Annotated in this window: 21 protein-coding genes; 11 read left to right on the top strand and 10 right to left on the bottom strand. The window is 72.6% G+C overall.

Annotated features, from left to right (window positions below):
* Positions 1–96: 96 nt before the first annotated feature.
* From DB32_RS22145 to DB32_RS22160, 4 genes are read left to right on the top strand one after another with little or no spacing between them, the layout of a single operon-like run.
* Positions 97–3,003 (top strand): PAS domain-containing sensor histidine kinase, encoded by a 2,907-nt coding sequence (locus DB32_RS22145; protein WP_053234643.1) that lies wholly within the window; start codon positions 97–99, stop codon positions 3,001–3,003.
* The gene (locus DB32_RS22150; protein ID WP_240481236.1) at positions 3,000–3,392 is read left to right on the top strand and encodes a response regulator; all 393 of its coding nucleotides are present in this window, start codon (positions 3,000–3,002) and stop codon (positions 3,390–3,392) included. The genes DB32_RS22145 and DB32_RS22150 overlap by 4 nt, the downstream gene beginning before the upstream one ends.
* 60 nt (positions 3,393–3,452) lie before the next feature.
* Positions 3,453–6,302, top strand: a complete 2,850-nt coding sequence (locus DB32_RS22155) for a TIGR03960 family B12-binding radical SAM protein (RefSeq protein WP_053234644.1) — start codon at positions 3,453–3,455, stop codon at positions 6,300–6,302.
* Positions 6,303–6,309: 7 nt separating this feature from the next.
* Positions 6,310–6,804, top strand: coding sequence for an endonuclease V (locus DB32_RS22160; protein WP_053238905.1), 495 nt, complete (start codon positions 6,310–6,312; stop codon positions 6,802–6,804).
* A 96-nt stretch (positions 6,805–6,900) separates the two neighbouring features.
* Here DB32_RS22160 and DB32_RS22165 read toward each other — a convergent pair whose 3' ends face one another.
* Genes DB32_RS22165 through DB32_RS22175 form a run of 3 tightly spaced genes read right to left on the bottom strand, consistent with a single transcriptional unit; the run spans position 6,901 to position 9,325 of the window.
* Positions 6,901–7,476, bottom strand: coding sequence for a hypothetical protein (locus tag DB32_RS22165; protein WP_053234645.1), 576 nt, complete (start codon positions 7,474–7,476; stop codon positions 6,901–6,903).
* A gap of 11 nt (positions 7,477–7,487) precedes the next feature.
* Positions 7,488–8,039, bottom strand: coding sequence for a GNAT family N-acetyltransferase (locus DB32_RS22170; RefSeq protein WP_053234646.1), 552 nt, complete (start codon positions 8,037–8,039; stop codon positions 7,488–7,490).
* Positions 8,036–9,325: a M28 family metallopeptidase gene (locus DB32_RS22175; protein WP_157069279.1), complete on the bottom strand. Its 1,290-nt coding sequence runs from the start codon at positions 9,323–9,325 to the stop codon at positions 8,036–8,038. Before DB32_RS22175 ends, DB32_RS22170 begins: the two co-directional genes overlap by 4 nt.
* On the opposite strand from DB32_RS22175, the gene DB32_RS22180 reads away from it, so the two are divergent.
* The 5 genes from DB32_RS22180 to DB32_RS22200 all read left to right on the top strand — a co-directional run bounded on the left by DB32_RS22180 (position 9,302) and on the right by DB32_RS22200 (position 17,420).
* A complete protein-coding gene (locus DB32_RS22180; RefSeq protein ID WP_053234648.1) occupies positions 9,302–10,078 on the top strand; it encodes an Fpg/Nei family DNA glycosylase in 777 nt (258 codons plus the stop codon). The genes DB32_RS22175 and DB32_RS22180 overlap by 24 nt on opposite strands.
* On the top strand, positions 10,075–14,691 hold the full coding sequence (locus tag DB32_RS22185; protein ID WP_157069280.1) for an Lhr family helicase: 4,617 nt from the start codon (positions 10,075–10,077) through the stop codon (positions 14,689–14,691). Before DB32_RS22180 ends, DB32_RS22185 begins: the two co-directional genes overlap by 4 nt.
* Positions 14,692–14,772: 81 nt before the next feature.
* Complete coding sequence (locus DB32_RS22190; RefSeq protein ID WP_053234649.1) at positions 14,773–15,402, top strand: hypothetical protein; 630 nt, start codon at positions 14,773–14,775, stop codon at positions 15,400–15,402.
* A 65-nt stretch (positions 15,403–15,467) separates the two neighbouring features.
* Positions 15,468–16,004, top strand: coding sequence for a hypothetical protein (locus DB32_RS22195; protein ID WP_053234650.1), 537 nt, complete (start codon positions 15,468–15,470; stop codon positions 16,002–16,004).
* Between the two features lie 18 nt (positions 16,005–16,022).
* A complete protein-coding gene (locus DB32_RS22200) occupies positions 16,023–17,420 on the top strand; it encodes a phospholipase C (protein ID WP_053234651.1) in 1,398 nt (465 codons plus the stop codon).
* 4 nt (positions 17,421–17,424) lie between these two features.
* On the opposite strand, the gene DB32_RS22205 is transcribed toward DB32_RS22200, so the two are convergent.
* Entirely contained in the window at positions 17,425–18,885 is a 1,461-nt protein-coding gene (locus DB32_RS22205) for a sigma-54-dependent Fis family transcriptional regulator (RefSeq protein WP_053238906.1), read from the bottom strand.
* Positions 18,886–18,923: 38 nt separating this feature from the next.
* Positions 18,924–19,778 carry an MBL fold metallo-hydrolase gene (locus tag DB32_RS22210; protein WP_053234652.1) on the bottom strand — a complete coding sequence of 285 codons (855 nt, stop codon included), beginning with the start codon at positions 19,776–19,778 and terminating at the stop codon, positions 18,924–18,926.
* A 204-nt stretch (positions 19,779–19,982) separates the two neighbouring features.
* Here DB32_RS22210 and DB32_RS22215 point away from each other — a divergent pair, with 204 nt between their 5' ends.
* On the top strand, positions 19,983–20,738 hold the full coding sequence (locus DB32_RS22215) for a sterol desaturase family protein (RefSeq protein WP_053234653.1): 756 nt from the start codon (positions 19,983–19,985) through the stop codon (positions 20,736–20,738).
* Positions 20,739–20,787: 49 nt separating this feature from the next.
* Here DB32_RS22215 and DB32_RS22220 read toward each other — a convergent pair whose 3' ends face one another.
* Together DB32_RS22220 and DB32_RS22225 are read right to left on the bottom strand one after the other, a co-directional pair.
* On the bottom strand, positions 20,788–21,885 hold the full coding sequence (locus DB32_RS22220) for a hypothetical protein (RefSeq protein WP_053234654.1): 1,098 nt from the start codon (positions 21,883–21,885) through the stop codon (positions 20,788–20,790).
* 76 nt (positions 21,886–21,961) lie between these two features.
* On the bottom strand, positions 21,962–22,777 hold the full coding sequence (locus tag DB32_RS22225; protein ID WP_053234655.1) for a TetR/AcrR family transcriptional regulator: 816 nt from the start codon (positions 22,775–22,777) through the stop codon (positions 21,962–21,964).
* A gap of 72 nt (positions 22,778–22,849) precedes the next feature.
* Here DB32_RS22225 and DB32_RS22230 point away from each other — a divergent pair, with 72 nt between their 5' ends.
* Entirely contained in the window at positions 22,850–23,242 is a 393-nt protein-coding gene (locus tag DB32_RS22230; protein WP_053234656.1) for a VOC family protein, read from the top strand.
* 19 nt (positions 23,243–23,261) lie between these two features.
* On the opposite strand, the gene cysC is transcribed toward DB32_RS22230, so the two are convergent.
* Genes cysC through mltG form a run of 3 tightly spaced genes read right to left on the bottom strand, consistent with a single transcriptional unit; the run spans position 23,262 to position 25,947 of the window.
* The gene (gene cysC, locus DB32_RS22235) at positions 23,262–23,870 is read right to left on the bottom strand and encodes an adenylyl-sulfate kinase (RefSeq protein ID WP_053234657.1); all 609 of its coding nucleotides are present in this window, start codon (positions 23,868–23,870) and stop codon (positions 23,262–23,264) included.
* The gene (locus DB32_RS22240; protein ID WP_053234658.1) at positions 23,867–24,901 is read right to left on the bottom strand and encodes a DUF72 domain-containing protein; all 1,035 of its coding nucleotides are present in this window, start codon (positions 24,899–24,901) and stop codon (positions 23,867–23,869) included. Before DB32_RS22240 ends, cysC begins: the two co-directional genes overlap by 4 nt.
* Complete coding sequence (gene mltG / locus DB32_RS22245; protein ID WP_053234659.1) at positions 24,898–25,947, bottom strand: endolytic transglycosylase MltG; 1,050 nt, start codon at positions 25,945–25,947, stop codon at positions 24,898–24,900. Before mltG ends, DB32_RS22240 begins: the two co-directional genes overlap by 4 nt.
* Positions 25,948–26,024 lie beyond the last annotated feature (77 nt).

Below are 26,024 nucleotides of genomic sequence, written 5' to 3' on the forward strand. Positions count from 1 at the left end.
CAGACGTAGCGCGCTGCCTCGCGCGCTCGTCGTTCGCTCCACGCGTACGTGGCCGTGACGTGGGGCACGACGCCTGCTTCGTGCCGGCTCGCAGCGATGCGCTCCGCGGAGGCGACTCGGACGACGAGGTGGGATCCCCTCGCGCGTGCGGCCGGTCTGGTCGCGCTGGGCGCGGGCGTGCTCGGGGCGCTGGGCCACGCGTTCGACCTCGACCTGCTGCTCCAGCCGTTCGATCTCGGGAGACGCCCGTCGATCGCGGCGGTCGCGTGCTTGCTGCTCCTCGGCGCGAGCAGCCTCGCGATGCTCGGTCCGGCCCGCGCGCGGCTCGCGGCGGGCATCGGCGGCGTCGCGCTCGCCAGCGTGGGCGCGCTCGCGACGTTCCGGTCGCTCGACGCGCTGCTCGAGGGCGATCGCGCCGCGATCGCCGCGCCGTACATGGAGCTCGCGCTCGGGACCGCCGCGTGCCTCGCGGCGCAGGGCGCGAGCATCGCGCTCTTCGCCGCGCGATCGCGAGCGCGCGCGGCGGTCGCGATCGCGAGCGCGCTGACGCTCGGGCTGGCGCTCGCGTCGATGCTCGCGTTCTCGATGTCGGTGCCGATGCTGGAGCGCTACGGCGTCGAGATGCCGCTGCTCGTCGCGATCGCGCTCGCGGCGCACGGCGCGGGGATGCTCGCGTGGGCGTGGTACTCGGACGTGCAGGAGCACGATCTCCCGATGCCCGCATGGAGCCCGCTCGTCGCGGCGATCTCCGCGGGCGCGCTCTTCATCGTGTTCACGATCGCGATCGAGGGCGACGCCGCGATCCTGCAGCTCGTGCTGGTGCTGGGGGCCGCGGGGAAGCTCGGACAGGCGGTCCACGGGCAGCTGAAGCAGCGCCGCGCCGACGTCGCCGCGAGGCACGCGGCGCAGGACGCGCAGGAGCGCGCGGAGGAGCGCTCCGCGGAGGCCCTCGCCGAGCAGCGGCGGCTCGAGCGCGTGCTCGATCTCGCGCCGGTCCCGCTGGTCCTCGTCGAGCCGAGCGACGCGCGCATCACGTTCGCGAACGAGGCCGCGGATCGCCTCGCCGCGGGGCGCTTCGCGCGCGAAGGCGAGAGCACGATCGTGTGCACGGACCTGCGCGGCCGCCCGCTTCCCGAGCGCGACACGCCGATCGCGCGCATCGCACGCGGCGAGCGGCTCGAGGGCGTGGAGCTCGCCGCGAGCACGGCCGCGGGGCGGCGCGAGCTCCTCGTGCACGGCGCGCTGCTGCCGGCCGCGCACGCCGAGCCCGCCGTCGCGGTGCTCGCGCTGCAGGACGTGACGCAGGTGCGGCGCGCCGAGGAGGTCACGACGCGGCTCGGCCGGATCGTCGATGACGCGCCGATCGAGGTCTACGCGTTCGACGCCGCGAGCTTCGTGCTGTTGCAGGAGAACGCGAGCGCGCTGCGGAACCTCGGGTACCGCAGCGCGGAGCTGCGGGGCGCGAAGATCACCGAGCTTTGGCGCGCGCCGAGCGCCGCCGCGCTCGAGCAGCTCCTCGAGCCGCTGCGCACGGGCGAGCGCGATCACGTGGTGCTCGAGACCGAGCACGTGCGAAAGGACGGCACGAGCTACCCGGTCGAGGCGCGCATCCGGCTCTCGCGGACCGAGACGCCGCCGGTGTTCCTCGCGATCGTGGAGAACATCACCGCGCGCAAGCGCACCGAGGAAGAGCGCGCGCGCCTGCTCGCGCTCGAGCGCCGCGCGCGCGCGGAGGCCGACGCAGCGCGCGAGCGACTCGCGTTCACCGCCGACGCGAGCCGCGCGCTCGTCGATCCCGAGGATCTCGAGGAGACGCTCCGCGCCGCCGCGCGCGCCGCGCTGCCGCGGCTCGCGTCGTGGAGCGTGCTGCACCTCGTCGCGGGTGACGGATCGGCACGGCGCGCCGCGGTCGCGACCGCCGCGGACGCGTCGGCGGGGATCGCGAGCGCGATCGCGCGCGACGTGCCGCGCGTCGTGCCGGGATCGCCGCTCGCTCGCGCGCTCGGCGAGGGCGAGACGGACGTCGCGATCGACGTCTCGCCGGAGCGCGTCGGTGAGCTGCTCGGGCTCTCGAGCGACGCCGGGGCCGATGCGGCGCGCATCCTCGGCGTGCGCGGGATCGCGACGATCGGGCTGCGCGCCCGCGGCAGGACGATCGGCGCGCTCTCGCTGATCGAGACCGGCACGCCGTCGAAGTGGCGCGCCGACGCGGAGATCGCGCTCGCGCAGGACTACGGCACGCGCGCCGCGCTCGCGATCGACGACGCGCAGCTGCACGAGGACGCGAAGGCCACGCTGCGCGCGCGCGACGACTTCCTCGTGGTCGCGTCGCACGATCTCCAGATCCCGCTCAGCCTGCTCAAGATGCAGGTCGAGAGCATGCAGCGATCGACGCTGCGCCCCGGCGGTCTCGCGCCGGAGCGGCTCGCGCGCTCGCTCGACGCGGTGCATCGCCTCGCGACGAAGCTCGCCGTGGTCGTCGAGGATCTCGTCGATCCCTCGCGCCTCACGCGAGAGCGCATCGGGCTCGCGATCGAGCGGGTCGATCTCGCGGGGATCGTGTGCACCGTGGTCGCGCGCTTCGCGGATCGACTCGCGCGCGCCGGCTCGCGCGTGCTGCTCTCGGCGCCGGTCGCGATCCCGGGCGAGTGGGACGCGTTCCGCCTCGAGCAGGTCGTGGGCAACCTGCTCTCGAACGCGATCAAGCACGGCGCGGGCAAGCCGATCGAGGTCGCGGTCGAAGGCGACGAGGACGTCGCGCGGCTCCGGGTGCGCGACCGAGGTGCGGGCATCACCGAGGATCGCCGCGCGCGCATCTTCTCGCTCGAGGCGCGCGCCGTCTCGACGCGGCAGTACGGTGGCCTCGGCCTCGGGCTCTACCTCGTGCGCCGCATCGTCGACGCGCTCGGCGGACGCATCGACGTCGAGAGCGATCCCGGCGCGGGCACGACCTTCACCGTCACGCTGCCTCGCCACGCCGCAGGTCAGGAAACGGCGGCGTGAGCGCGGACGTCGAGAGCAGCGACGCGCCGATCCTCGTCGTCGAGGACGACGCCGACGTGCGCGACACGATGGTGCAGGTGCTCGAGAGCGAGGGTCACGCGGTGCGCGGCGCGCGCGACGGGCGAGAGGCGCTCGACGCGCTGCGCGCCGGCCTCCGCCCGCGCCTCATCCTGCTCGATCTGATGATGCCCGTGATGAACGGCTGGCAGTTCCGCGAGGAGATGGAGCGCGAGCCGGCGCTCGCGTCGATCCCCGTCGTGCTCGTGTCCGCGCTCGATCCCGGCACCGAGCGCACGGCATCGATCGCGGCGGCGGGGTTCCTGCACAAGCCGTTCGAGCTCGACGAGCTGCTCGACGCGGTCCAGCGCGCGATCGCGCACCCCGCGTGAGGGCCGTGAGGTCGTCGGATTGCGCAGATCCGGCCGAGACCCCATGACAACCGACCGCCCATGAGCCCTCCCCGCGAGCATCCCTACGCTTCGTTCCTCGACCGCGTGCAGAAGCCGTCGCGCTACGTCGGCGGCGAGCACGGCGAGGTGCGGAAGGACTGGAGCGCGGTCAGCGCGCGCCTCTGTCTCGCGTTCCCCGACGTCTACGACATCGGGATGAGCCACCTCGGCTTCAAGATCCTCTACGGGATCGTCAACGAGCACCCGAAGCTGCTCGCCGAGCGCTGCTACGCGCCGTGGAGCGACATGGAGGCGGAGCTGCGCGCGCACGGTCAGCCGCTGCGCTCGCTCGAGAGCGCGCGCTCGCTGCGCGACTTCGACGTCGTCGGCTTCTCGCTGCAGTTCGAGCTCACGTTCACGAACATCCTGCTGATGCTCGAGCTCGGCGGGATCCCGCTGCGCGCGGCGGATCGCGGCGAGGACGATCCGCTGGTGATCGTCGGCGGTCCGGTCGCGACGCACTGCGAGCCGCTCGCGCCCTTCGTCGACGTCGCGGTCATCGGCGACGGCGAGGAGAAGACGCCCGAGATCATGCTCACGTGGACCGCGCTCAAGGCCGCGGGCGTGCCGCGCCGCGAGCGGCTGCGCGAGCTCGTGCGCGTGAGCACGAAGACGGGCGGTGGGCTCTACGTGCCCGCGCTCTACGAGACCGAGATCGAGCCCGAGACCGGCGTGCGCGTCGTGTCGAAGCCGAGCGATCCGACGCTGCCCTTCCCCGTGAAGCGCGCGATGGTCGCGAACCTCAACGACTATCCGTTCCCGTCGGGCGGCCCGGTCAGCGCGACGGAGAGCGTGTTCGATCGCGTCTCGGTCGAGATCGCGCGCGGATGCACCGAGGGATGTCGCTTCTGCCAGGCGGGCATGATCTACCGCCCGGTTCGCGAGCGCGACCCCGAGTCGATCCTCGACACCATCACGCGCGCGGTGAAGGACGGCGGCTACGACGAGGCGTCGCTCACGTCGCTGTCGACCGCGGACTACAGCGCGATCCACCCGCTCGTCAAAGCGGTGATGAAGAAGTTCGAGGCGGAGAAGGTCGCGCTCTCCGTCTCGTCGCTGCGCGCGTACGGGCTCGACGAGGATCTGCTCGACGAGATCAAGAAGGTGCGCGCCACCGGCCTCACGTTCGCGCCCGAAGCGGGCTCGCAGCGCATGCGCGACGTGGTGAACAAGAACATCACGGAAGAGCAGCTGATGACGACCGCCGAGCGCGTGTTCGCGCGCGGTTGGTCGAAGATGAAGCTCTACTTCATGATCGGTCTGCCGACCGAAGAAGAAGAGGACGTGCGCGGCATCGTGCAGACCGGTGCACGCGCGCGCGACGTCGGTCGCAAGGTGCAGCGCGGACGCGGGCCCGACGTGACGGTCTCGGTGTCGATCCACGTCCCGAAGCCGCACACGCCGTTCCAGTGGTGCGCGATGGATGCGAAGGACCTCGTCGAGGTGAAGCAGTCCTGGCTGCGCGAGGAAGCGCGCGCGGGCGGCGTGAAGCTCAAGACGCACGACTCGGAGGGCAGCTGGCTCGAGGGCGTCATCGCGCGCGGTGATCGCACGCTCGGCGACGTGATCGAGACCGCGTACCGCCACGGCGCGCGCTTCGACTCGTGGGAGGAGCGCCTCGATCTCGGCGCGTGGCAGCGCGCGTTCGAGCAGCACGGGATCGAGCCGGCGCGCTTCCTCGGGACGATCCCGGTGACGGCGCGCCTGCCGTGGGATCACCTCGACGTCGGGCTCGAGGACGGGTTCTTGCTGCGCGAGTACCGCAAGGCGCTCTCGAACCGGCTGAGCCCGCCGTGCGGCAAGGTCGCGGGCGCGTTCGTGCACCACACGAACCTCGTCGACGCGGAGGCCGACCGGAAGCGACTCGTCTGTTACGACTGCGGCGTCGCGTGCGACCTCGGGCAGATGCGCGAGGAGCGCCTCGTCTTCCTGCGCAAGCTCGGCGCGGACGAGCGTCCCGCGCCGCGCGAGGCGCGCGATCCCGGCGCGCCGAAGGTGCTGCCGAAGCACATGCGTCCGCCGCCGAAGCAGGTGCAGGGCGCGCCGATGCGCGTGCGTCTCGCGTATCGCAAGGTCGGGCTCGCGGCGTACCGCGGGCACCTCGACCTGGTGCGCGTGCTGCCGCGCATCCTGCGCCGCGTGGAGATGCCGCTCTGGTACACGGAGGGCTTCCATCCGCGGCCCGACATGGTGTTCGGCCCCGCGCTCTCGCTCGGCATCGCGAGCCTCGCGGAGTACGTGGACCTGAAGCTCGACGGCGACGTCGCGTTCTCGCTCGACGGGCTCGTCGAGCGGCTCAACGCGGTCAGCGAGGCGGGCCTCGAGTTCCTCGCCGTGCGCGCGCTCGGCGGACAGGACGCGGGCATCAACAAGGTGATCGACGAGGCCGAGTACGTCGCCGCGATCCCGCACGCATGGCTCGCGGAGCGCGGCCTGTCGGACCTCGATGCGCTGCGCGCGCGGACCGACACGGCGCGCGCCGGATCGCTCGTCGTGCGGCGGATCATCGAGGGCATCGGCAAGGACGTCGACGTCGCGAAGTACCTCCTCGAGCTCGCGATCGGCGCAGGCGCCGACGCGCTCGAAGCGGCGGGCCTCGGCGGTGCGCTCGTGCCGCTGCGGATGCGCATCTCGATGACGGGCCAGGGCACCGCGAAGGCGAGCGAGGTGATCGAGGCCGTGCTCGGCGAGAAGGACGTGCCCCATCGGCTCGTGCGCGTGGGCTTGTTCGCGATGCGCGACGGGCGACGCGCGGATCCGACGGACCTCGACGCGGTGCGCGTGAAGCGCACCATCCAGGCGCATGACGTGGCGAGCGAGGTCGTGGAAGCTGGCGGCGACGCCGAGTGAGCGCCCCGTGATCGCGTGTGTCGACGTCGACTATCGCGATCACGAGGCCATCGCGGCGTGCGTGGTCGCGGACGAGTGGACGTCCTCGACCACGCGCGAGGAGCACGTGGTGCGCATCGACGAGGTCGCGCCGTACGAGCCGGGCAAGTTCTACCTGCGCGAGCTGCCGTGCCTGCGCGCGGTGCTCGCGCGCGTGACGGTGCCGATCGAGGTGGTCATCGTCGACGGGCAGGTGTGGCTCGACGAGGATCGGCCAGGGCTCGGCGCGCGCTTGTACGAGGCGCTCGGCGGCACGATCCCGGTCGTCGGCGTCGCGAAGACCGAGTACCGCGGGGCGACGCGCGCGATCGAGGTGTGCCGCGGCGAGAGCAAGAGCCCGCTCTACGTGAGCGCGATCGGCATCGACGCGACCGATGCCGCGGCGAAGGTGCGCGCGATGCACGGCGCGTATCGGATGCCGACGTTGCTCGCGCGCGTGGACCGCGTCGCGCGCGACGCGTGAGGAGCGCTACTCGCCGAGGCAGTCGCAGTGGTCGTAGCAGCCCTCGGCTCGCTCCAGCGACCACGGCGTTCTGCGTTCGGCCCGACGCGGCGCGGCTCACGCGAGCGCGAGGAAAGCGAGCGCGGCGCCGGCCCCGATCGCACCGCCCGCGATCACCTCGCGGGCCGTGTGCCGCCCGAGCGCGATGCGCGACCACGCGATCGCGAGCGCCGCGACCAGGAACGCGGCGCGCGCGATCGGCGGGGCAGCGATCGCGGCGGCGAGGATCGGGAACGCGGTGTGGAGCGACGCCTTGATCACGCGGTTCGCGACGCTGCCCGCGAGGAACACCGCACAGCCACACGCGCAGCCGATCACCGCCCCGCGCGGTGCGCCGCCCGCATTGAGCGCGAGCGCCGCGCCGCCCGTCGCGAGGATCGACACGAGATAGAACGTCCCGCGCTCTTCGCGGCGGGAGACGTCGATGTGCGAGAGCCGTCCGGTGCGCACGCCGTGCGCGAGGTATGCGCCGATGACCGCCATCGCCACGAGCACGGTGCCGAGCACGGCGCCCGCCTCGGCGAGCGAGGCCTGCCCGGTCGTCGCGAGCACGATCGCGGACGGCACGACGACCACGGGGTGCCCGACGATCGACACGACGCGCGCAACGAGCTGTGTGGTCGGACCCGCCATTCGCGGCGAGCCTAGGACGAACGTCGCGCCGAGGCACTCGCACCAGGCGCGAGCACGAGCCGCATGTGCACGCGCGTCGCCCAGTCGAGGCCGTCCGCGGACTGTGCGTCGCTCACGCGCACGAGCCCCGGGCCCCACGCGTCGCGCGGGATCACCTCGAAGCCGTGCCGCGCGAAGAACGGCGCGTTCCACGGCACGTCACGCTGGGTGTTGAGGACGATCGACGGCTCACCGCGCCGGCGTGCAGCATCGATCACCGCGCGCACGAGCGCCGACCCGACGCCGACACGTCCCGCGTCGAGCGCGACGCTCACCTGGCCGATGCACAGCTCGCCCTCGATGCGCCCGAGGTAGACGAGCCCCGCGACGACCCCGCCCAGCTCCGCGACGAGGAGGCGCTGCTCGCTCGTCGCGCGCGATGCCACGTCGGGCGGGATCGTCGATCCGTCGGCGAGCTCGGGGTGCGGCGATGACGCGAAGCGCGCGTCGGCCTCGCGCACGATCTCCTGGATGCGAGCGAGATCGTCATCCGTCGCACATCGGATCGTGATCGACGCGCTCACGCGAACGAGCTCTCGATGCCCGCGACGAGCTGCTCGAGCTGGCCGCGCGCGTCGTGCGGAAGCGCTCCATCACGTCGCACCCGCGCGCGCAGCGAGCGCGCCATCTGCGCGCCCATCGCCGCGACGTCGGACACGGTCGCGAGCGGCGTGAGGAGATCGCCGATCGAGTCGAGCGTCGTCGCGTCGTCCCGTCGATCGCGGAACACGAAGGGCGCTTCGTGCCGCGCGCACTGCTCGCGCACGAAGCGCTCGATCCACGCCGCAGTCGCCTGCATGCGCGCGAAATCGAGGTATTGCGGGAGATCGTCGGGCGTGTGGTAGTGGCGCGAGCGACCGCCGGTGAGCAGCACGAAGGGACGCTCGCGCTCCCAGAACGCCGCGTAGTCGCTGAGGCGCGGGATGACCTCGGCATCGGCCGGCCGGATGATCAGACCAGGCTCGGTGCGCGCGAGCGCGTGCACGTGCGTCAGCGTGCCCTCGCTGCGCTCCGCGCCGAGCAGGAACATCGTGCGGCGCACCTCGCTGGGACGGTGCGCGTCGCCGAGCGCGTGTCCGACGAGCTCGAGGCACACCATCATGTCGATGCGCTCGAGCGGCACCGTCGGGTGCCGCGCGAAGTGCTCGGAGCCCATCGCCGCGGTCAGGAAGTACGGCGGCTCCTCCGCGTCGAACGCCGCGATGATGACGCCGCGGCCCATCGGGCGAGCCGCGGCGAGCCGGCGCGCGACGTCGACCAGAATCGCGACCGACGCCGCGTTGTCGTCGGCGCCGCGATAGACGTGTCGACCCACCGTGCCGAGGTGGTCGTAGTGCGCGGCGACCATCACGTAGCGATCGATCTCGCCCGGGATCGTCGCGAGCACGTTCGCGCCGCGCGCCTTGGGAACTGCCTGTTCGAACGGGTCGAGCCCGACCGTGCGCAGCGCGTCGATCACGACGCCGCGCGCGATGCGGCCACCCTCGGTCCCGGCCGCGCGCCCGGCGCAGCGATCGGAGCACAGCTCGTCCACGAGTTCGCGCATCGACGAAGCATGGCTCACTCGCACGCGACGCGGATCCTCCGCGACGGCGGCCCCGGCGGCCAGCGAGGGCGACGCCGGATGCACCGTGGCCGTCGAGGCCGCGGCGAACACGATCGCTGCGATGACGGCGCGCTTCACGGGCTCGGTGTGCCCCGTCCGATTCCTGACAGCGCATCGTCGAGAGTGGCGCGTCGCCCCGCTTGAAACCGCGGCTCGCGAGCCCCACACGTCGTAGTCCGCGTGCCCGAAGGCGACACCCTCCACCGCACCGCGCTCCGGCTGCGCCCGCTCCTCGCGGGACGGCTCGTGCGCGCGCTCGATCTCCCGCGTCGCGGGGAGCGCGTGACGTCGGTGATCGGCAAGCGCGTGGAGTCGGTCGAAGCGCGCGGGAAGAACCTGCTGATCAGCTTCGACGACGGGCTCGTCCTGCACACGCACATGAAGATGAACGGCGTGTGGCGCGGCTACGGGCCGGGCGAGCGCGTGCCCGGCGTCTCCGGGAACGTCGTCGTCGTGCTCGAGGTCGACGGCGCGATCGCGATGTGCTGGAGCGCGCCGATCGTGCGGCTCATCCGCGCGAGCGACGTCGATCGCGATCCGCACCTCGCAGGGCTCGGTCCCGATCCGATCGCGACGAGCTTCGATCCCGACGAGGCGATGCGACGGCTGCGTGCGCTCGATCACGCGCCGCTCGGCGTGGCGCTCATGGATCAGCGAGCGATCGCGGGGATCGGCAACGTGTGGAAGAGCGAGCTGCTCTTCGAGCATCGGCTCGATCCGTTCGCGCCGGTCGCGCGTTTCGGCGACGACGAGCTGCGCGCGCTCCTGGCGACGGCCGAGCGCCGCATGCGCGGTGGGTTCGCGCGCGGCACGCGCCCGCAGCGCGTGTACGGGCGCCAGGGCGAGCCCTGCCCGCGGTGCGCGCACGCGATCACGATGGAGCGCCAGGGCGACATGCGCCGCTCGACGTACTGGTGCGCGCGCTGTCAGCCTCCGCGCGTCGAGGCCCCCGCTTGAGCAGGAAGAAGAGCACCGACGCGCTCGCGGCGTTCCACCCCGCGACGCGCGCTTGGTTCGAGGCGTCGTTTCCGGCGCCCACCGACGCGCAGCGCGCGGGCTGGGGCGCGATCACGCGCGGCGAGTCCACGCTGCTCCTCGCGCCGACCGGCTCGGGCAAGACGCTCGCGGCGTTCCTCTTCGCGATCGATCGCGCGACGTTCGCGGACGAGCCCGCGCCGAAGCAGCGCTGCCGCGTGCTCTACGTCTCGCCGCTGAAGGCGCTCGCGGTCGACGTCGAGCGCAACCTCCGCGCGCCGCTCGCGGGCATCACCGCGACCGCCGAGCGGCTCGGCATCCCGTTCCGAAGGCTCGAGGTCGGCGTGCGTTCGGGCGACACCCCCGCGGACGAGCGCGCGCGCCTCGCGCGGCGTCCGCCCGACGTGCTGATCACCACGCCGGAGTCGCTGTATCTGCTGCTCACGTCGAACGCGCGCGAGACGCTCACGTCGATCGAGACCGTGATCGTCGACGAGATCCACGCGATCGCGGGCACCAAGCGCGGCGCGCACCTCGCGCTCACGCTCGAGCGCCTCGAGGAGGTGCGTGCGCGCGCCGGCCAGACGAAGCCGCTCCAGCGCATCGGGCTCTCCGCGACGCAGCGCCCGCTCGACGAGATCGCGCGCTTCCTCGGCGGCGGCGAGCTCGATGACGAGGGCAAGTGGAGCGCGCGCTCGGTGCGCATCGTCGACGCGAGCGCGAAGAAGGATCTCGCGCTCACGATCGAAGTGCCCGTCGACGACATGAGCCGCCTCGGGAGCGCGAACGATCGCGGCCCGCTCGAAGGCGGACCGCCGACGCCCGAAGGACGCTCGATCTGGCCGAGCATCCACCCGCGGCTCGTCGAGCTGATCCGCGCGCATCGCTCGACGATGGTCTTCGTCAATTCGCGCCGTCTGGCGGAGCGCCTCGCCACCGCGCTGAACGACGTGGCCGGCGACGAGATCGCGCTCGCGCACCACGGCTCGGTCGCGCGCGAGCAGCGCCAGCAGATCGAGGAGCGCCTCAAGTCGGGCGCCCTCCCCTGCATCGTCGCGACATCGTCGCTCGAGCTCGGCCTCGATCTCGGCGCGGTCGATCTCGTGATCCAGATCGAGACGCCGCCCACCGTGTCCGCGGGCCTGCAGCGCATCGGGCGCGCGTCGCACCACGTCGGCGGCACCAGCGAGGGCGTGGTGTTCCCGAAGCACCGCGCCGACCTGCTCGCGTCGGCGGCCGCGGTGCGCCTCATGCGTCGCGGCGAGGTGGAGCCCACCGCGTACCCGCGCTCCCCGCTCGACGTGCTCGCGCAGCAGCTCGTCGCGATCGTCGCGAGCGACGAGATCCACGAGGCTGCGCTCTTCACGATGGTGCGCCGCGCCGCGCCGTTCGCCGAGCTCTCGCGCGGTCACTTCGAGGGCGTGCTCGACATGCTCGCGGGGCGCTATCCGAGCGACGAGTTCGCCGAGCTGCGCCCGCGCATCGTGTGGGATCGCGTGACGGGTCAGATCCGCGCGCGACAAGGCGCGAAGCGGCTCGCCGTGGTGAACGCGGGCGTGATCCCGGATCGCGGCCTCTACGGCGTGTTCCTCGCGGGCAGCGGCGAAGGGAAGACGTCGCGTCGCGTCGGCGAGCTCGACGAGGAGATGGTGTTCGAGGCGCGCGAAGGAGAGGTCTTCCTCCTCGGCGCGACCTCGTGGCGCATCGTCGAGATCACGCACGACCGGGTGATGGTCGAGCCTGCGCCCGGCGAGCCCGGGAAGATGCCGTTCTGGCGCGGTGAGTCGCTCGGACGGAGCGCCGCGCTGGGCACCGCGATCGGCGCGCTGACGCGCACGCTGGCGCGCGCGAAGGAAGACGACGGCATCGCGAAGCTGATGGCGGAGCACGACCTCGAGGAGCGCGCCGCGCGCAACCTCGTGCGCTTCGTCCAGGACCAGGCGAAGGCGACCGGCGAGGTGCCCTCCGATCGCACGCTGCTCGTCGAGCGCTTCGTCGACGAGGTCGGTGATCACCGCGTGTGCCTGATGTCGCCCTTCGGCGCGCGCGTCCACGCGCCGCTCGCGACGTGCCTGATGGAGCGCTGTCGCGCCGAGCTCGGCATCGACACCGAGGCGGTCTGGTCCGACGACGGCATCGTGCTGCGCTTCCCCGAGAGCGACGCACCTCCGACGATCGATCAGCTGCTGCCCACCGCCGACGAGGTCGAGGACCTCCTGGTGCGCACGCTCGGCAGCACCGCGCTCTTCTCCTCTCGGTTCCGCGAGTGCGCGGCGCGCGCGCTGTTGCTCCCGCGACGTCATCCGGGGCGACGCTCGCCGCTCTGGGCGCAGCGCCGCCGCGCCGCGGATCTGCTGCAGGTCGCGTCGCGCTACGGCTCGTTCCCGATCCTGCTCGAGACGTACCGCGAGTGCCTGCGCGACGTGTTCGATCTCCCCGGCGTGCTCGAGCTTCTGCGCGCGATCGCCGATCGCCGAGTGCACGTCGTGACGGTCGACACCGCGCAGCCCTCGCCGTTCGCGGCGTCGCTGCTGTTCTCGTACGTCGCGAACTTCATGTACGAGGGCGACGCGCCGCTCGCCGAGCGACGCGCCCAGGCGCTCACGGTCGACGCGGCGCAGCTGCGTGAATTGCTCGGCGGCGTGGAGCTCCGCGAGCTGCTCGATCCCGATGCGATCACCGCGCTCGAGCACCAGCTCCAGCGCCTCGATCGTCGTTATGCGATCACCGGCGCCGACGGTGTGCACGATCTGCTGTTGCTCCTCGGCGATCTCGATCGCGACGAGATCGCGATGCGCGTGCACGGCCCCGACGAGGACGAAGCGAGCGCGCGCGCTCGCAGTCAGGCGCTGATCGCCGAGCTGCTGCGCGAGCGACGCGTCATCGAGGTCACGATCGGCGGCCGCGCGCGCCTCGCGGCGATCGAGGACGCAGGACGCCTGCGCGATGCGCTCGGCGTGCCTCCGCCGCCGGGAACGCCCGCCGCGTTCCTCGAGCCGGTCGCCGATCCGCTCGGTGATCTCGTCTCGCGCTGGTCGCGCACCCACGGGCCGTTCCGCGCCGGCGATCTCGCCGCGCGATGGGGCCTCGGGATCGCGCCGGTGCGCGCCGCGATCGATCGGTTGATCGCGCGCGGTCGTCTGATCGAGGGCGAGCTCGTGCCCGGCGCGCGCGGCCTCGATCTCTGCGACGCCGAGGTGCTGCGCTCGGTGAAGCGCCGCTCCCTCGCGCGCCTGCGCGCCGAGATCGAGCCGGTCGAGCCCGCGGCGTACACGCGCTTCCTGCTCGAGTGGAACGGCATCGCGCCCGCATCGGGCGGTGGTCCGCGCCGCGGCGTCGACGCGCTCTTCCGCGCGATCGAGCAGCTCGAGGGCGCGCCCGTCCCCGCCGACGTGCTCGAGCGCGAGATCCTGCCCGCGCGCGTCGACGGATATCGACAAGGCGATCTCGATCAGCTCTGCGCATCGGGCGAGGTCGTGTGGCGCGGCGTCGAGCCGCTCGCGCCGGGCGTGGGGCGCGTCGCGATCTACTTCGCGAGCTCGTACCCGCTGCTCGCACCTCCGCCGGTGCCCGCCGAGGGCGCGCTCACCGCGAAGGTGCGCGACGTGCTCTCGCGGCGCGGCGCGCTCTTCTTCGCCGAGATCGCGCGCGAGGTCGGCGGCTTCCCGCAGGACGCGCTGAGCGCGCTCTGGGATCTCGTGTGGTCCGGCGAGGTGACGAACGACACGCTCGCGCCGCTGCGCTCGCTCGGCGCGGCGAGCGCTGCGAGCAAGCGCGATCGACGTCGTCCTTCGCGCTTCCAAGCCGCGCGTCGTGTGGGCCCGCCGGGCAGCGAAGGACGCTGGTCCCTGCTCCCGTCGATCGCGGGACCGAGCGAGACCGAGCGACGCGCCGCGCTCGCGCGCACGCTGCTCGAGCGACACGGCGTGGTCACGCGCGAGGGCGTGCAGCGCGAAGGCGTGGTCGGTGGGTTCGGCGCGGTGTACCCGGTGCTGCGCACGATGGAGGAAGCTGGGCGCGTGCGGCGCGGCTTCTTCGTCGCGGGCCTCGGCGCGGCGCAATTCGCGCTGCCGGGCGCCGACGATCGACTGCGTGCGCATCGCGATCCGGCGGAGCCTGCGCGCACGTTCGTGATCGCCGCGACGGATCCCGCGCAGCCCTACGGTGCAGCGCTCCCGTGGCCCGAGACGCGCGCGACTGCGCGCCCGCAGCGCGCGAGCGGCGCCCAGGTCGTGCTCCGCGAAGGTCGGCCCATCGCGTGGATGGGACGCACCGAGCGCAGCCTGATCACGTTCCTGCCCGAGGCCGAGCCCGAGCGCGGCCACGCGATCCGCGCGATCGCGCGTGCGCTCGCGGAGCTCGTCGAGAGCGGACGTCGCAAGGCGATCCTGATCGCGAGCGTCGACGGCGAGCCCACGCACGGCTCACCGATCGTCGGCGCGCTGCGCGACGAAGGCTTCACGCACGGCCTGCACGGCTATCTCAAGCGCAGCGCGATGCCGGTGATGCCCTCGCGCGTGGTGCCGATGCCGGTCGAGCCGTTCGCGACGGCGGACGTCGACGAGGGTGACGACGCCGATCTCGACGACGATTGAAGCGGTGTTGGGCCCAGTCCCTCCCGAGCGCCGAGACCACCGGGTCTCGCTCGCACGCGCGTGCTAGGGTCCGCCGGCTCGATGGGGGACCGTCTCGATCGCTTCCGTAGCCGCGTGCGCGACGCTGCCGCCAGCGCGCGCGAGGCCCTCGGCAACACGCCCTTCGCGAAGGCGCGCGACGTGCTGCGCGAGCTCCGCGATCGACGCGCGCGCATCCCCGAGCGCCAGCTCGCGCGCGCCGTCCTGCGCGCCGGCACCGTGAGCGCCGCGAGCGTGCGGACGCGGGACGGGCGCATCGAGATCACCGCGGAGCTCGAGTCCGGCCGCGCGATCGCCGCGGCGCTGATCCCCGAGAGCGCGCGCTTCGCGCCCCGCGGCGCGAAGGAGATCGTGTTCGCCGTCGATCCGCCCGAGGCCGCGGGCGACGCGAAGCTGCGCGACGTCGCAGGCATGATCGCCGCGCTCGTCGCGCGCGCGGTGTGGGGCCCGTTCCTGCCGCCGACCGAAGGCGGCGTGGACGCGGGCGCGATGGTCGATCGCGAGGGCGAGAAGCTGCGCGTGGATCTGCGCACGTGCCCCGCGGTGCGCGCCGCGTCGCAGAGCGCGCCGGCCGCCGCGCTCGTGATGGACGCGCTGGTGATCGAGCGCTTCGAGGTCGACGAGCAGGGCCTCTCGGTGCGCCTCGGCCTGCCGAAGATGCCGGTCGGCTGAGTCGCGTGACGCTTGTCGCACAACCGTGACCAACGGGTCAGCGATCTGACGCATCATCGCGGCGGATGGCTCGCCCCGGCACCGCGTTGTTCGCGCTCGCGCTCGTCGCGTGCGGCACGCGCGCGTCCGAGGCCCCACGCGAGCACGTCGCCGCCGACGCCGACTTCGCGCACTTCGATCGCTGGCTCGCGTTCGATCGCGGTCCCGACTCGGTGCCGCCGATCCACCCCGGCGGCGTCAGCACCGTCTACCTGAGCGCACGACCGCCGCAGGGCGCGCGCGCGTTCCCGGTCGGCACGATGATCGTCCGCGTCACGCGCGGCGGCGACGACGCGCGCTGGGAAGCGCACGCGATGGTGAAGCGCGGCGCCGCGTACAACCCGACGGGTGCGCGCGGCTGGGAGTTCTTCGAGCTCCACCTCGACCTCGGCGACGACGGCGTCCGCGTGCCCACGATCTCGTGGCGCGGCGAGAGCCCGCCGATGGGCGACGGCTACACCGCGCCGCAAGGCGGCGCGCTGCTGAGCTGCAACCACTGCCACTCGACCGCCGACGCGAACGACTTCGTGCTCGGCGACGAGCTCGATCTCCGCGCCTTCTGATCCGACGACGAGGCCACCATGCGACGCACGACGCTCCTTCTCGTTCCAGCGCTCCTCTTCGCGTGCGGCGACGACGACGCCGCTGCGCCGATCGACGCCGGCGTCGACGCGTACCGCCCGCCCTACGACGCCGGTCCCTACGAGCGCATCCCCGAGAGCGAGGCCGCCGCAGGGCGCGCATCCTGCGCGTTCGCGCGCGGCGCGATGCCGTGGGAGACGATCGGCGCAGAGCACCCGATCGGCGGCGACATCCCGATCCGCCACTGGTTCCTGCTGATGCAGGAGAACCGCTCGTTCGATCACTACTTCGGCACGATGCCCGGCGTCGAAGGTCTCCCCGCGGAAGGCGCGACGAACCCCGACACGAGCGGCACGCCCGTCTCCACGTTCCACCAGACCGAGTACTGCACCGTCGACACCGGCCACAGCTGGAACGCCGGTCACACGCAGTGGAACGGCGGCGCGAACGACGGCTTCGTGCGCCAGAACGATCCCGACGGGCGCCGCGCGATGGGCTGGTACGACGGCTCCGATCTGCCGTTCTACTGGGACCTCTACGGCACGTTCGCGATGAGCGATCACCACCACTGCTCGATGCTCGGGCCGACGTGGGTCAACCGCGAGTACTACCTGAGCGGCACGTCGTTCGGCCTCGTCTCGAACGATCCGGTCCCGCGCGAGAACCTGCCCGCCGAAGGCGATCACATCATCTACCAGCAGCTCGATCGCGCCGGTGTGTCGTGGCGCATCTACTACGAGACCGTGCCCTTCGTGTACGGCGCCTATCCGCACTGGGCGCTCGCGCCGGCGCAGCGCGCGCGCATCCGCTCGTACGACCACTTCGCAGCCGATCTCGCGAGCGGCGACGTCGCCGAGGTCACGTACATCGATCCCTCGTGGGACTTCGCGCAGGGCATCGACGCGCACGACGAGCACCCGCACGCCGACGTGCAGAACGGTCAGGCGTGGATCCGCGAGATCGTCACCGCGATCATGGCGAGCCCGATCTGGCGCGAGTCCGCGATCATCCTCACCTACGACGAGTGGGGCGGCTTCTACGATCACGTGCCTCCGCCCGAGGCGTGCCCGCCCGGTGATCACGCGCCCGCGCTCGGTCCTTCGCATCAGCCCGGCGGCTTCGATCGCCTCGGGTTCCGCGTGCCGCTCGTGGTCGTGAGCCCCTACTCGCGCCCCGCGCACGTGTCCGATCGCGTCACCGATCTCTCGAGCGTCGTGCGCCTGCTGCAGGCGCGCTACCTGCTGCCCGCGATGAGCGCGCGCGACGCGAACGCGTGGCCGCTGCTCGACATGTTCGACTTCTCGAACGCCGCGTTCGAGACGCCGCCCCAGCTCGCCGAGGCACCGATCGACGAAGCGCGCCTCGCCGCGTGCCGCGCCGCATTCCCCGAGGATTGAGCGCTCAGCCGCGCATCGCGCGTGCGATCGTGTTCCTCGACACACCGAGCCGGCGCGCGGCCTCGCTGCGGTTTCCGCCGAGCGCCTGCACGGTCGCGCGCACGTACTCGCGCATCGCGTCGTCGAGCTTCTGGTTCGGCGCGAGCACGACGGCGTCGCGCGCCTCGCGCTTCGGCTCCGCGCCGCCACGCTGCGCGGGGAAGCGCGATCGCCGGATCACTCCGTCGGGCGCGAGGACGAGCGCGCTCTCGATCCAGTGCTCGAGCTCGCGCACGTTGCCGGGCCACGCGTGCGCGCGCAGCACGTCGATCGCGTCCTCCTCGAAGCGCGGCTCCGGACGTCCGTGCCGCTTCGCGTACAGATCCGCGAAGTGCCGCGCGAGCCGCTCGATCTCGTCGGGCCCGCGCGACGCGAGGCGCGGCACCTCGATCTCGAGCACGCGGATCCGATAGTAGAGGTCGCGCCGGAAGCGCCCTTCGTCGACCGCGCGCTCGAGGTCGTGATGCGTCGCGCAGAGCAAGCGCACGTCCGCGCGCAGCGTCTCGCGCCCACCGACGCGCTCGAACACGCGATCCTGCACGAAACGCAGCAGTTTTCCTTGAATTTCCGGCGGAAGATCGCCGATCTCGTCGAGGAACAGCGTGCCTCCGCTCGCCATCTCGACGCGTCCGCGCACCCGTCGATCGGCGCCGGTGAACGCGCCGCGCTCGTGCCCGAAGAGCTCGCTCTCGACGAGCTGTGGCGGCAGCGTCGTGCAGTCGACCGTCACGAACGGCCCGTCGCGCCGCGGCGAGTTCACGTGGATCGCGCGCGCGAGCAGCGTCTTGCCGGTCCCCGTCTCGCCGCGCAGCAGCACCGTCGCGTCGGTCTGCGCCGCGAGCCCGACGCGCTCGTAGACCGCCTCCATCGCGGCGCCGCGGCCGACGATGCGGTTGAACGGACCGCGCAGCACGAGCCCGGGCCCGCTCGCGTCGTCGGGCCGCAGCGTCGTCATCGCGAGCGCGCGACCGAGCTCGCGACCGAGCACCTCGAGGTACGCCGCGTCCTCCGCGTCGAACGACCCGGCGCTCGCGTTCAGCACCTGCACCACGCCGCGCACCGGCGCGCTCGCGTCCTCGCGGATCGGCGCGGCGAGGATCGATCGCGTGGTGAACCCGGTCACGCGATCGGCGCTGGGATCGAAGCGCGGATCGCGCGACGCGTCGTCGATGCGCAGCACCTCGGCGCTGCGCGCGACGGTGCCGACCACGCCCGCGCCGATGCGCTGTCGCAGCGCGGGCACCTCGGGCAGCACCGCGACGCGCGTCACGAGGTCGCCCTCCTCCGCGTCGACGAGCCAGATCGACGCGCGCTCCGCGCTCATCGCCGACGCGAGGGCGTGCGCCGCGCTCGCGAGCCACGCGTCGAGATCGATCTCGCGCGCGAGGGTGGACGCGAGCTCGACGAGGAGCGACAGCCGGGTCATCGAGCGCGGATCATACGACGCGCGCTCGTCGTACGCGCTCACGCCGCCCTCGCTTCGCGCCTCCCTCCGAGCCCGATCACCATGCCTTCACGCGCCGCGATCGTGCCGTGGCGCCGCTCCGCCGCAGCGCGCTCGATCGCCTCGACCGCCTCGTCGTCGCGCTGCGGATCGTGATGGAAGAGCACGAGCTGCCCGACCCGCGCCGCGTCCGCCACCGCCACGCCCGCGCGCCACGTCGAGTGGCCCCACCCGACGCGCGCCGCGTGCTCCGCGTCGGTGTCCATCGCGTCGTAGATGAGCACGTCGGCATCGCGCGCGAGCTCGACGAGCGTGGCGTCGGGCTCGCCGCCCGCGACGTGCTCGGTGTCGGTCGCGTACACCACGCTGCGCCCCGCGTGCTCGATGCGCCATCCGAGCACGCCGCCCGGGTGCGCGAGGCGCGCGGCGCGCACGCTCACGTCGTCGAGCGCGAGGTCGCGTCCGATCGCGATCTCCTCGAACCCGATCGTGGCGCGCATGTCCTCGAGCCGCACCGGGAAGTGCGGCGGCATCATCTGCGCGGCGATCGAGCCCTCGAGCGAGAGCCCCGGCGTCGACGTCGAAGGCGCGCCGCGCACCGTCACCCGCCGCCCCGGGATCCACGCCGGCGCGAAGAACGGCAGCCCCTGGATGTGATCCCAGTGCAGGTGCGAGAGCAGCACCTGCACGTCCTCGACGCCCTCGCGCGCGAGCCGCTCCCCGAGCGCGCGCGCGCCCGTGCCGACGTCGAGCACGAGCACGCGATCACCGCATCGCACCTCGACGCAGCTCGTGTTGCCGCCCACGCCCGCGGTGCGCGGGCCCGGCGACGCGATGCTCCCGCGCACGCCCCAGAACCGGATGTCGATGCCCATCTCCGCCGCCTTCCCGAGGGCTCGGTCACGCCTCGTGAAGCGTCGATTGCGATGCGCGTGCCGCGCGCGATCCGTTGACGAAACAACGATGATCCGCGCGCGCCGCGCCATCCTGGAGCATCGATACGGCGCACCCTGCTCTCTCACGGCGCAGGCCCGACGCGGCTCGACCGATCCCCCCGCTCGGTCGTAGTCTCGGCCGCCATGATCCTGCGTCTGCTCGGCATCCCAGAGACTCCGCTGAACCAGTTCGTCTTCCTGACTGTCGCGGGTCTCACGCTCTATTTCACGCTGTCCGGCCTCAGCTATCTGATCTTCTTCGTCTGGGGCAAAGAGCGCTTCCACCCGACGTACCTCCCGGACCAGCAGGCCAATCGCAACGCGCAGAAGTGGGGCGTGATCGGCACGATCGGCAACGTCGTGCTGATGATGCCGTTCCACATCCTCATCGCGAGCGGGCACAGCCAGATCTACTGGGACATCGGCGAGTACGGCTGGGGCTGGCTCATCGCGAGCTTCTTCCTCTATCTCGTGTTCACCGAGACGTGCATCTACTGGGCACATCGCTGGCTGCACACGGACAGGGGCTATCACTGGCTCCACAAGTACCACCACGAGTGGCGCGTCACGACGTCGTGGGTGAGCATGGCGTTCCACCCGCTCGACTCGTTCCTGCAGGCGCTCCCGCATCACCTCTTCGGCTTCATCTTCCCGCTCTACGGGCCGATCTACCTGGTGATGGTGAGCTTCGTGTCGGTGTGGTCGGTGATGATCCACGACCGCGTCTCGTTCGTGCGGTTCAAGTGGATCAACTACACGGGCCACCACACGCTGCACCACTGGTACTACGACTACAATTACGGGCAGTTCTTCACGTTCTGGGATCGTCTGATGGGCACGTGGAAGGACCCCGAGGTCGCCGAGAAGTCGGGCGAGATCCCCGACGGCGTCCTGCGCTGAGAGAATGGAGACTGGCACTCTCTCGACCTCGAGAGTGCCAGTCTCGACGTCAGCGCTCCGTGCAGAGCACGCCTTCGGCGCACGTCCCGCCGTCGCAGAACCCCGAGAAGCAGTCCGCGTCGCTGCCGCACGCCGAGCCCACGCTCTGCACCGCGCGGCACGTCCCGCTCGAGCACCACGCGTCACGCGCGCAGCGGCCGCCCGGACACGCGTCGCCCGGCCCCGGCAGCGCGACGCACGTCCCTTCGAAGTCGCCGGTCGCGAGCGTGACGCCCTCGCAGACGTGATCGAACGGGCACGGATCGGGGAACCCGAGGTTGCACGCGCCGCCCGAGCTCGACGCGGCGACGCACTCGAACACCGGCGTGGTCCCGCCGGTCACGCCGATGAGCGCGCACGACGCGCCGCTCACGCAGAGCGGACCGTCGTCGGGATTGCACGCCGTCCCGATCGCCGCGGTCTGGGTCGCGGGCAACGAGCGGCAGAGCCCGGTCACCCCGTCGGGCATCGTCGCGCTGGGATCCTGTTGGCCGAGGCACACGAGGCCGGCCGCGCACTGGATCCCGGTGCCGCCACCGCACGCAGCGCCGTCGCCCGCCGGCGCGCGACACGTGCCCCCGAGGCAGCGCAGCGCGGCCTGGCAGTCGTCGTCGCCCTCGCACGCGCTGCCGCTCGGGACGCGCGCCTGACACGTGCCCGGGCACATCAGCTCGATGCGGCAGAACGCGTCTCCGGCGCACTCTTCGTTCAGCGCGCACGCGCCGCCGGCCGCGACCGTGCCGACGAACGCGTCGTCGCATGCCGGGAGCGACGCGCGATCGATCGCCGCGCACGACGCGTCCGCGACCGCGTCGACGCACTCGCGCGCCGCCGCGCCGTCGTACTGCACCGTGCCCGCCGCGATCGCCGCTTCGATCTGCGGGAGCGACGCTTGCTCGAGCGTGCGCCGCGCGCTGCCCACGCAGTCGGGCCCTGCGAGCGCCTCGACGAGATCCGGTCCGTAGCAGCGCTCGATCGTCGCGCAGGTCGCTTCGGCCGACTCCGCGCCGTACTCGTCCAGCGTGAGGCTCCCGCCGCCGTCGCAGCCCGCCGTCCACGCGCACATCACCAGCCAGGTCGCGATCCCGATCGCCCGTCCGTCGCGCATCCCCACCCCCTCTCGCGTGACGAGGAGGATCGCACGACACGCGCCGCGCCGTCTCGATCGCGCCGCGTGTGACTCGTCAGGTGCGACGGCGCTTCGAGCGCTTCGGCGTCGCCGACGTCCCCGACGCGCGCCGTGTGATCAGCGCCTCGAGCCCGTCGAGCACGCGCTCGAGCCCGAACGCGTACGCGTGATCGGGCGAGTACGCCGCGCCGTGTGCCTCGCCGGCTGCCGCGCCGACGCGCGCCGCGACCGGGAACTTCGTCGCGTCGAGCACGCGCGCCAGGAGCGGCGCGTGCGCCGCCCACCACGTCTCGTCGGCCATCGCGCTCTCACGCTCCGCCGCGCGCTCGTCGGCCGCCGCGCTCGCGCACGACGCGACGAAACCGAGCACGAACGTCAGCGCCGCGTCCATCTCCACGTCGTCGAGCCCGGTGCCCTCGAGCGCGCGCAGCTCGTGATCGTACTTCGCCATCACCCCGGGCCCGAGCGGCGGCCGATGGGTCGCGATGCGCGCGAGCCACGGATGCCGTCGATGCAGCGCGAGGTTGTCGTCCGCGACCGCCGCGATCCGCGCGCGCCACGAGGCCTCGCGCGGCGTGCTGCGCGCCATCCGGCGGTACGCGTGGTCGACCATCAGATCGAGCAGCTCCGCCTTGCCGGGCACGTACGTGTAGAGCGCCATCGGCGCGACGCCGAAGCGCTGGGCGAGCGCGCGCATGCTGAGCGCGTCGATCCCTTCGGCGTCGGCGAGCTCGATCGCCGCGTCGATCACGGCGTCGATCGACAGCGTCGGACGCGGCCCGCGCTGCGGGGCGTCGGGCTCGCGCGCAGCGCGCCAGAGCAGCTCGAGCGTGCGCGCAGGATCGCCCGCACCGGTGCGCTCGCGCGCCATCAGCCCCCTCCTCGCGCCCTTGCCGAACATCTCCGTACACCGTATAGCGTACGGCGTACGGAGGTAGACGGCATGCAGATCACTCGCTCGGCGGTCTCGCTCAACGTCGACGACGTCCTCGCGTCGGCGGAGTTCGTGAAGAAGCACTTCGGGTTCACCGAGGACATGGCGGCGGACGGCTTCGTGTCGCTCTCGCGGCGCGATGCGGGGTTCAACCTGATCTTCCTCCGGACCGGGCTCGCTTCGTTCAAGCCCGAGTCGATGAAGGGCCGGCGCGCCGACGGACTGCTCGTCGCATTCGTCGTCGACGACGTCGATCGCGAGTACGCGCGGCTGCGCGCGGAGGGCGCCCCGATCGTCACGCCGATCGAGACCGAGGCGTGGGGCGAGCGGTACTTCCAGGTCCAGGATCCGAACGGCGTGATCCTGCAGCTCGTGCAGTGGGTCGATCCGCCGCAGGCGTGAGCACCGAGCGCGGCGCGCGTCACCGCGGGACGATCCCGCGGATCTCGAGCATCTCGACGATGCGCGCCGCGTTCACGTCCGCGCTCACTCCGTCGTGGCCCACCACGAGCTCGGGCGCGTCGGGCGGCTCGTACGGCGAGTCGATCCCGGTGAAGTCGCGGATCTCGCCACGGCGCGCCTTCGCGTAGAGGCCCTTGGGATCGCGCCGCTCGCACTCGTCGATCGACGTCGCGACGTGGACCTCGAGGAACTGCCCCGCGGGCACGATCGAGCGCACGCGCGCGCGGTCCGCGCGGAACGGCGAGATGAACGCGGTGAGCACGACGAGGCCCGCGTCGGTCATCAGCTTCGCGACCTCGCCGATGCGCCGGATGTTCTCCTCGCGATCCTTCGCGCCGAAGCCGAGGTCCGCGTTGAGCCCCATGCGCACGTTGTCGCCGTCGAGCACGTACGCGCCGACGCCGCGCTCCACGAGCGTGCGCTCCACGCGGCGGCACAGCGTGCTCTTGCCGGAGCCCGAGAGCCCGGTGAGCCACACCGTCGCCGCGCCGTGCCCCAGCGCGCGCGCACGATCCGACGCGCTCACCTCGCCCGCGTGCCACGTCAGGTTGCGATCCGATCCGCTCATCGAGCCAATCTCTCCGCGAGCGCGCGCACCGTCCACGGTGAGCTGCCCTCGACCTTGTTGTTGACGATCACGTAGAGCTCGGCGCCCGCGTCCTCGCACTCGCGCGCGAGACGGATCACGTCGTCGCGCATCTCGGGATCGGGCGCGACGAGCGTGTCGAAGGGCTCCATCGCGGCCTTCTGCTCCTCGTAGCGCGCGCCCTGCGGGAGCATGAGCCGCGCGATCGCGATCGGACCGAGCGGCGCGCCCGCGATGTCGCGCTGCACCGAGATCGGCGGCATGCGCGACCAGTGGTTCCACACGTGGCTCGCGCCGTGAGCGCGCAGCAGCTCGACGTGCCGTCGCGTGAGGAGGCGCTTGTCGCGCAGCTCGACCGCGTAGTGGAACTGCCGCGGCACCTCTTCGAAGAAGCGCGCGAGCTGGCGCTCGAACGTCGGTCGGTGCGGGAGCTTCGGCGGCGGCGGGATCTCGAGGACGAACGCGCCGAGGTGACGTCCGAACGCGCGCGCGACCGGCTCCGCGATCAGCTCGCGGAACACGCGCGCATCGAGGAAGTGCGGGTTGAGCTGCCCGGCGCGCGCGCCGTAGCGCGGGTGCGAGGGATACGAGACCGTCGTGATCTCCTCCCAGACCTTCATCGCGCAGCGGAAGCCATCCGGGAGCTGCGCCGCGTAGGACTCGAGCTCGTGCTCGGGGATCGGCGCCCAGAAGCTGCGATCGATGCCGACGGTGCGGAAGAGCGGGAAGCGCGCGTACTCCTCGAGCGAGCGCTGCGTGAACACGCGCTCGTTCGGATAACGACGCCGATAGACGTGCCCGGCCCATCCCGGGAAGGTCCAGCTCGAGGTGCCGAGCCGCACGTGGCGCGGAAGGCGCGACGCGATCGACACGAGCGTCGGATCGGGCGCGGGGATCGGATCGAGCTCGCCGCGACGAGGACGCGGCGGCGCGATCGGGCGCGGAGCGGGCGCAGGCGGCGGCGTCTCGGCCCCGAAGAGATCGAGCTGCGTGCCCTTGCGGTGCACGATCACTCGCCCTGTGCGTCGCGCACGCGCGCGGTCGTGCGGCTGTGCTCGCCGAGCGTGCGGCTGAACGCGTGCCGACCTCGGCCGCGCGCGACGAAGAACAGGTAGTCGTGGCGCGCAGGCGCGAGCACCGCGCGCAGCGCGTCGAGCCCGGGGTTGCTGATCGGCCCGGGCGGGAGCTGCTCGCGGCGATACGTGTTGTACGGGTTCGCGGGATCGTGGGTCATCGCGCGGCTGATGCGACCGCGGAACCCCGCGCACGAAGGCGCGAGATCGGGGAACGCCAGACAGCCGTACGAGACGGTGGGATCGGCGTCGAGCCGATGCGGCACGAACGTGGGATCGCGCAGGCGATTGAGGAACACGCCCGCGATGATCGGCTGCTCCTCGCGCGCGACCGCTTCGCGCTCGACGATCGACGCGAGGACGATCGCCTCGTGCGCGCTCCAGCGGAGATCGCGCTCGAGCTCGGCGAGCCCCGACGCGAGCTCGCGCAGGACCGGCGTGGTGCGACGCCGATGGTTGGTCACCATGCGACGCACGACGTCGTGCGCGGCCATGCCCTCGGAGAGCTCGTAGGTGTCGGGGAAGAGGTACCCCTCGGCGGTCGGGCCCGGGATCTCGAGCTCGTCGAGGAGCGCGCGATCCTCGGTCGCCTCGAGGAACGCGTCGCGGGAGCACACGCCCCAGCGATCGAGCCGCGCCGCGAGGTCGTAGCGATGGAAGCCCTCGGGGACGAGCACCTCGACGGACGCGGTGCCGAACCCGTGCGCGATGCGCTGGACGACCTCGCGCGGGCTCATGTCGTCGGTGAGCACGACCGTGCCCACGCGGAGGTGCTCGTCCGCGCCGACGAGGCGCGCGTAGATCGCGAAGAGCCACGGGCGCTCGACGACACCCGCGCTCGCGAGCCGCGCGTTGAGATCGCCGAAGCGCTCGCCGGAGGCGATCGTGATCTCGGTCGCGCGACCCGTGCCCGAGGCGCGCTGCTTCGGATAGACGATCAGGATCGCCGCGATCGCCGCGACCGCGACGCCGACGAGCGCGAGCAACGCGAAGGACGCGACGCGCAGCGCACGCGGCTCCGAGGAGCGCCCTGCCCGCGACCCGCGCCGCGGGCCTCGTCCTG

The organism is Sandaracinus amylolyticus, assembly GCF_000737325.1.
Lineage (GTDB): Bacteria > Myxococcota_A > Polyangia > Polyangiales > Sandaracinaceae > Sandaracinus > Sandaracinus amylolyticus.

Coding starts and splice junctions, on each gene's coding strand:
- DB32_RS22205 (WP_053238906.1), bottom strand. CDS start 18,885: ATGACCCGGCTGTCGCTCCTCGTCGAGCTCGCGTCCACCCTCGCGCGC.
- DB32_RS22220 (WP_053234654.1), bottom strand. CDS start 21,885: ATGCGCGACGGACGGGCGATCGGGATCGCGACCTGGCTGGTGATGTGC.
- DB32_RS22190 (WP_053234649.1), top strand. CDS start 14,773: ATGGGGGACCGTCTCGATCGCTTCCGTAGCCGCGTGCGCGACGCTGCC.
- DB32_RS22225 (WP_053234655.1), bottom strand. CDS start 22,777: ATGGCGCGCGAGCGCACCGGTGCGGGCGATCCTGCGCGCACGCTCGAG.
- cysC (WP_053234657.1), bottom strand. CDS start 23,870: ATGAGCGGATCGGATCGCAACCTGACGTGGCACGCGGGCGAGGTGAGC.
- DB32_RS22230 (WP_053234656.1), top strand. CDS start 22,850: ATGCAGATCACTCGCTCGGCGGTCTCGCTCAACGTCGACGACGTCCTC.
- DB32_RS22195 (WP_053234650.1), top strand. CDS start 15,468: ATGGCTCGCCCCGGCACCGCGTTGTTCGCGCTCGCGCTCGTCGCGTGC.
- DB32_RS22215 (WP_053234653.1), top strand. CDS start 19,983: ATGATCCTGCGTCTGCTCGGCATCCCAGAGACTCCGCTGAACCAGTTC.
- DB32_RS22210 (WP_053234652.1), bottom strand. CDS start 19,778: ATGGGCATCGACATCCGGTTCTGGGGCGTGCGCGGGAGCATCGCGTCG.
- DB32_RS22155 (WP_053234644.1), top strand. CDS start 3,453: ATGAGCCCTCCCCGCGAGCATCCCTACGCTTCGTTCCTCGACCGCGTG.
- DB32_RS22200 (WP_053234651.1), top strand. CDS start 16,023: ATGCGACGCACGACGCTCCTTCTCGTTCCAGCGCTCCTCTTCGCGTGC.
- DB32_RS22165 (WP_053234645.1), bottom strand. CDS start 7,476: ATGGCGGGTCCGACCACACAGCTCGTTGCGCGCGTCGTGTCGATCGTC.
- DB32_RS22145 (WP_053234643.1), top strand. CDS start 97: ATGCGCTCCGCGGAGGCGACTCGGACGACGAGGTGGGATCCCCTCGCG.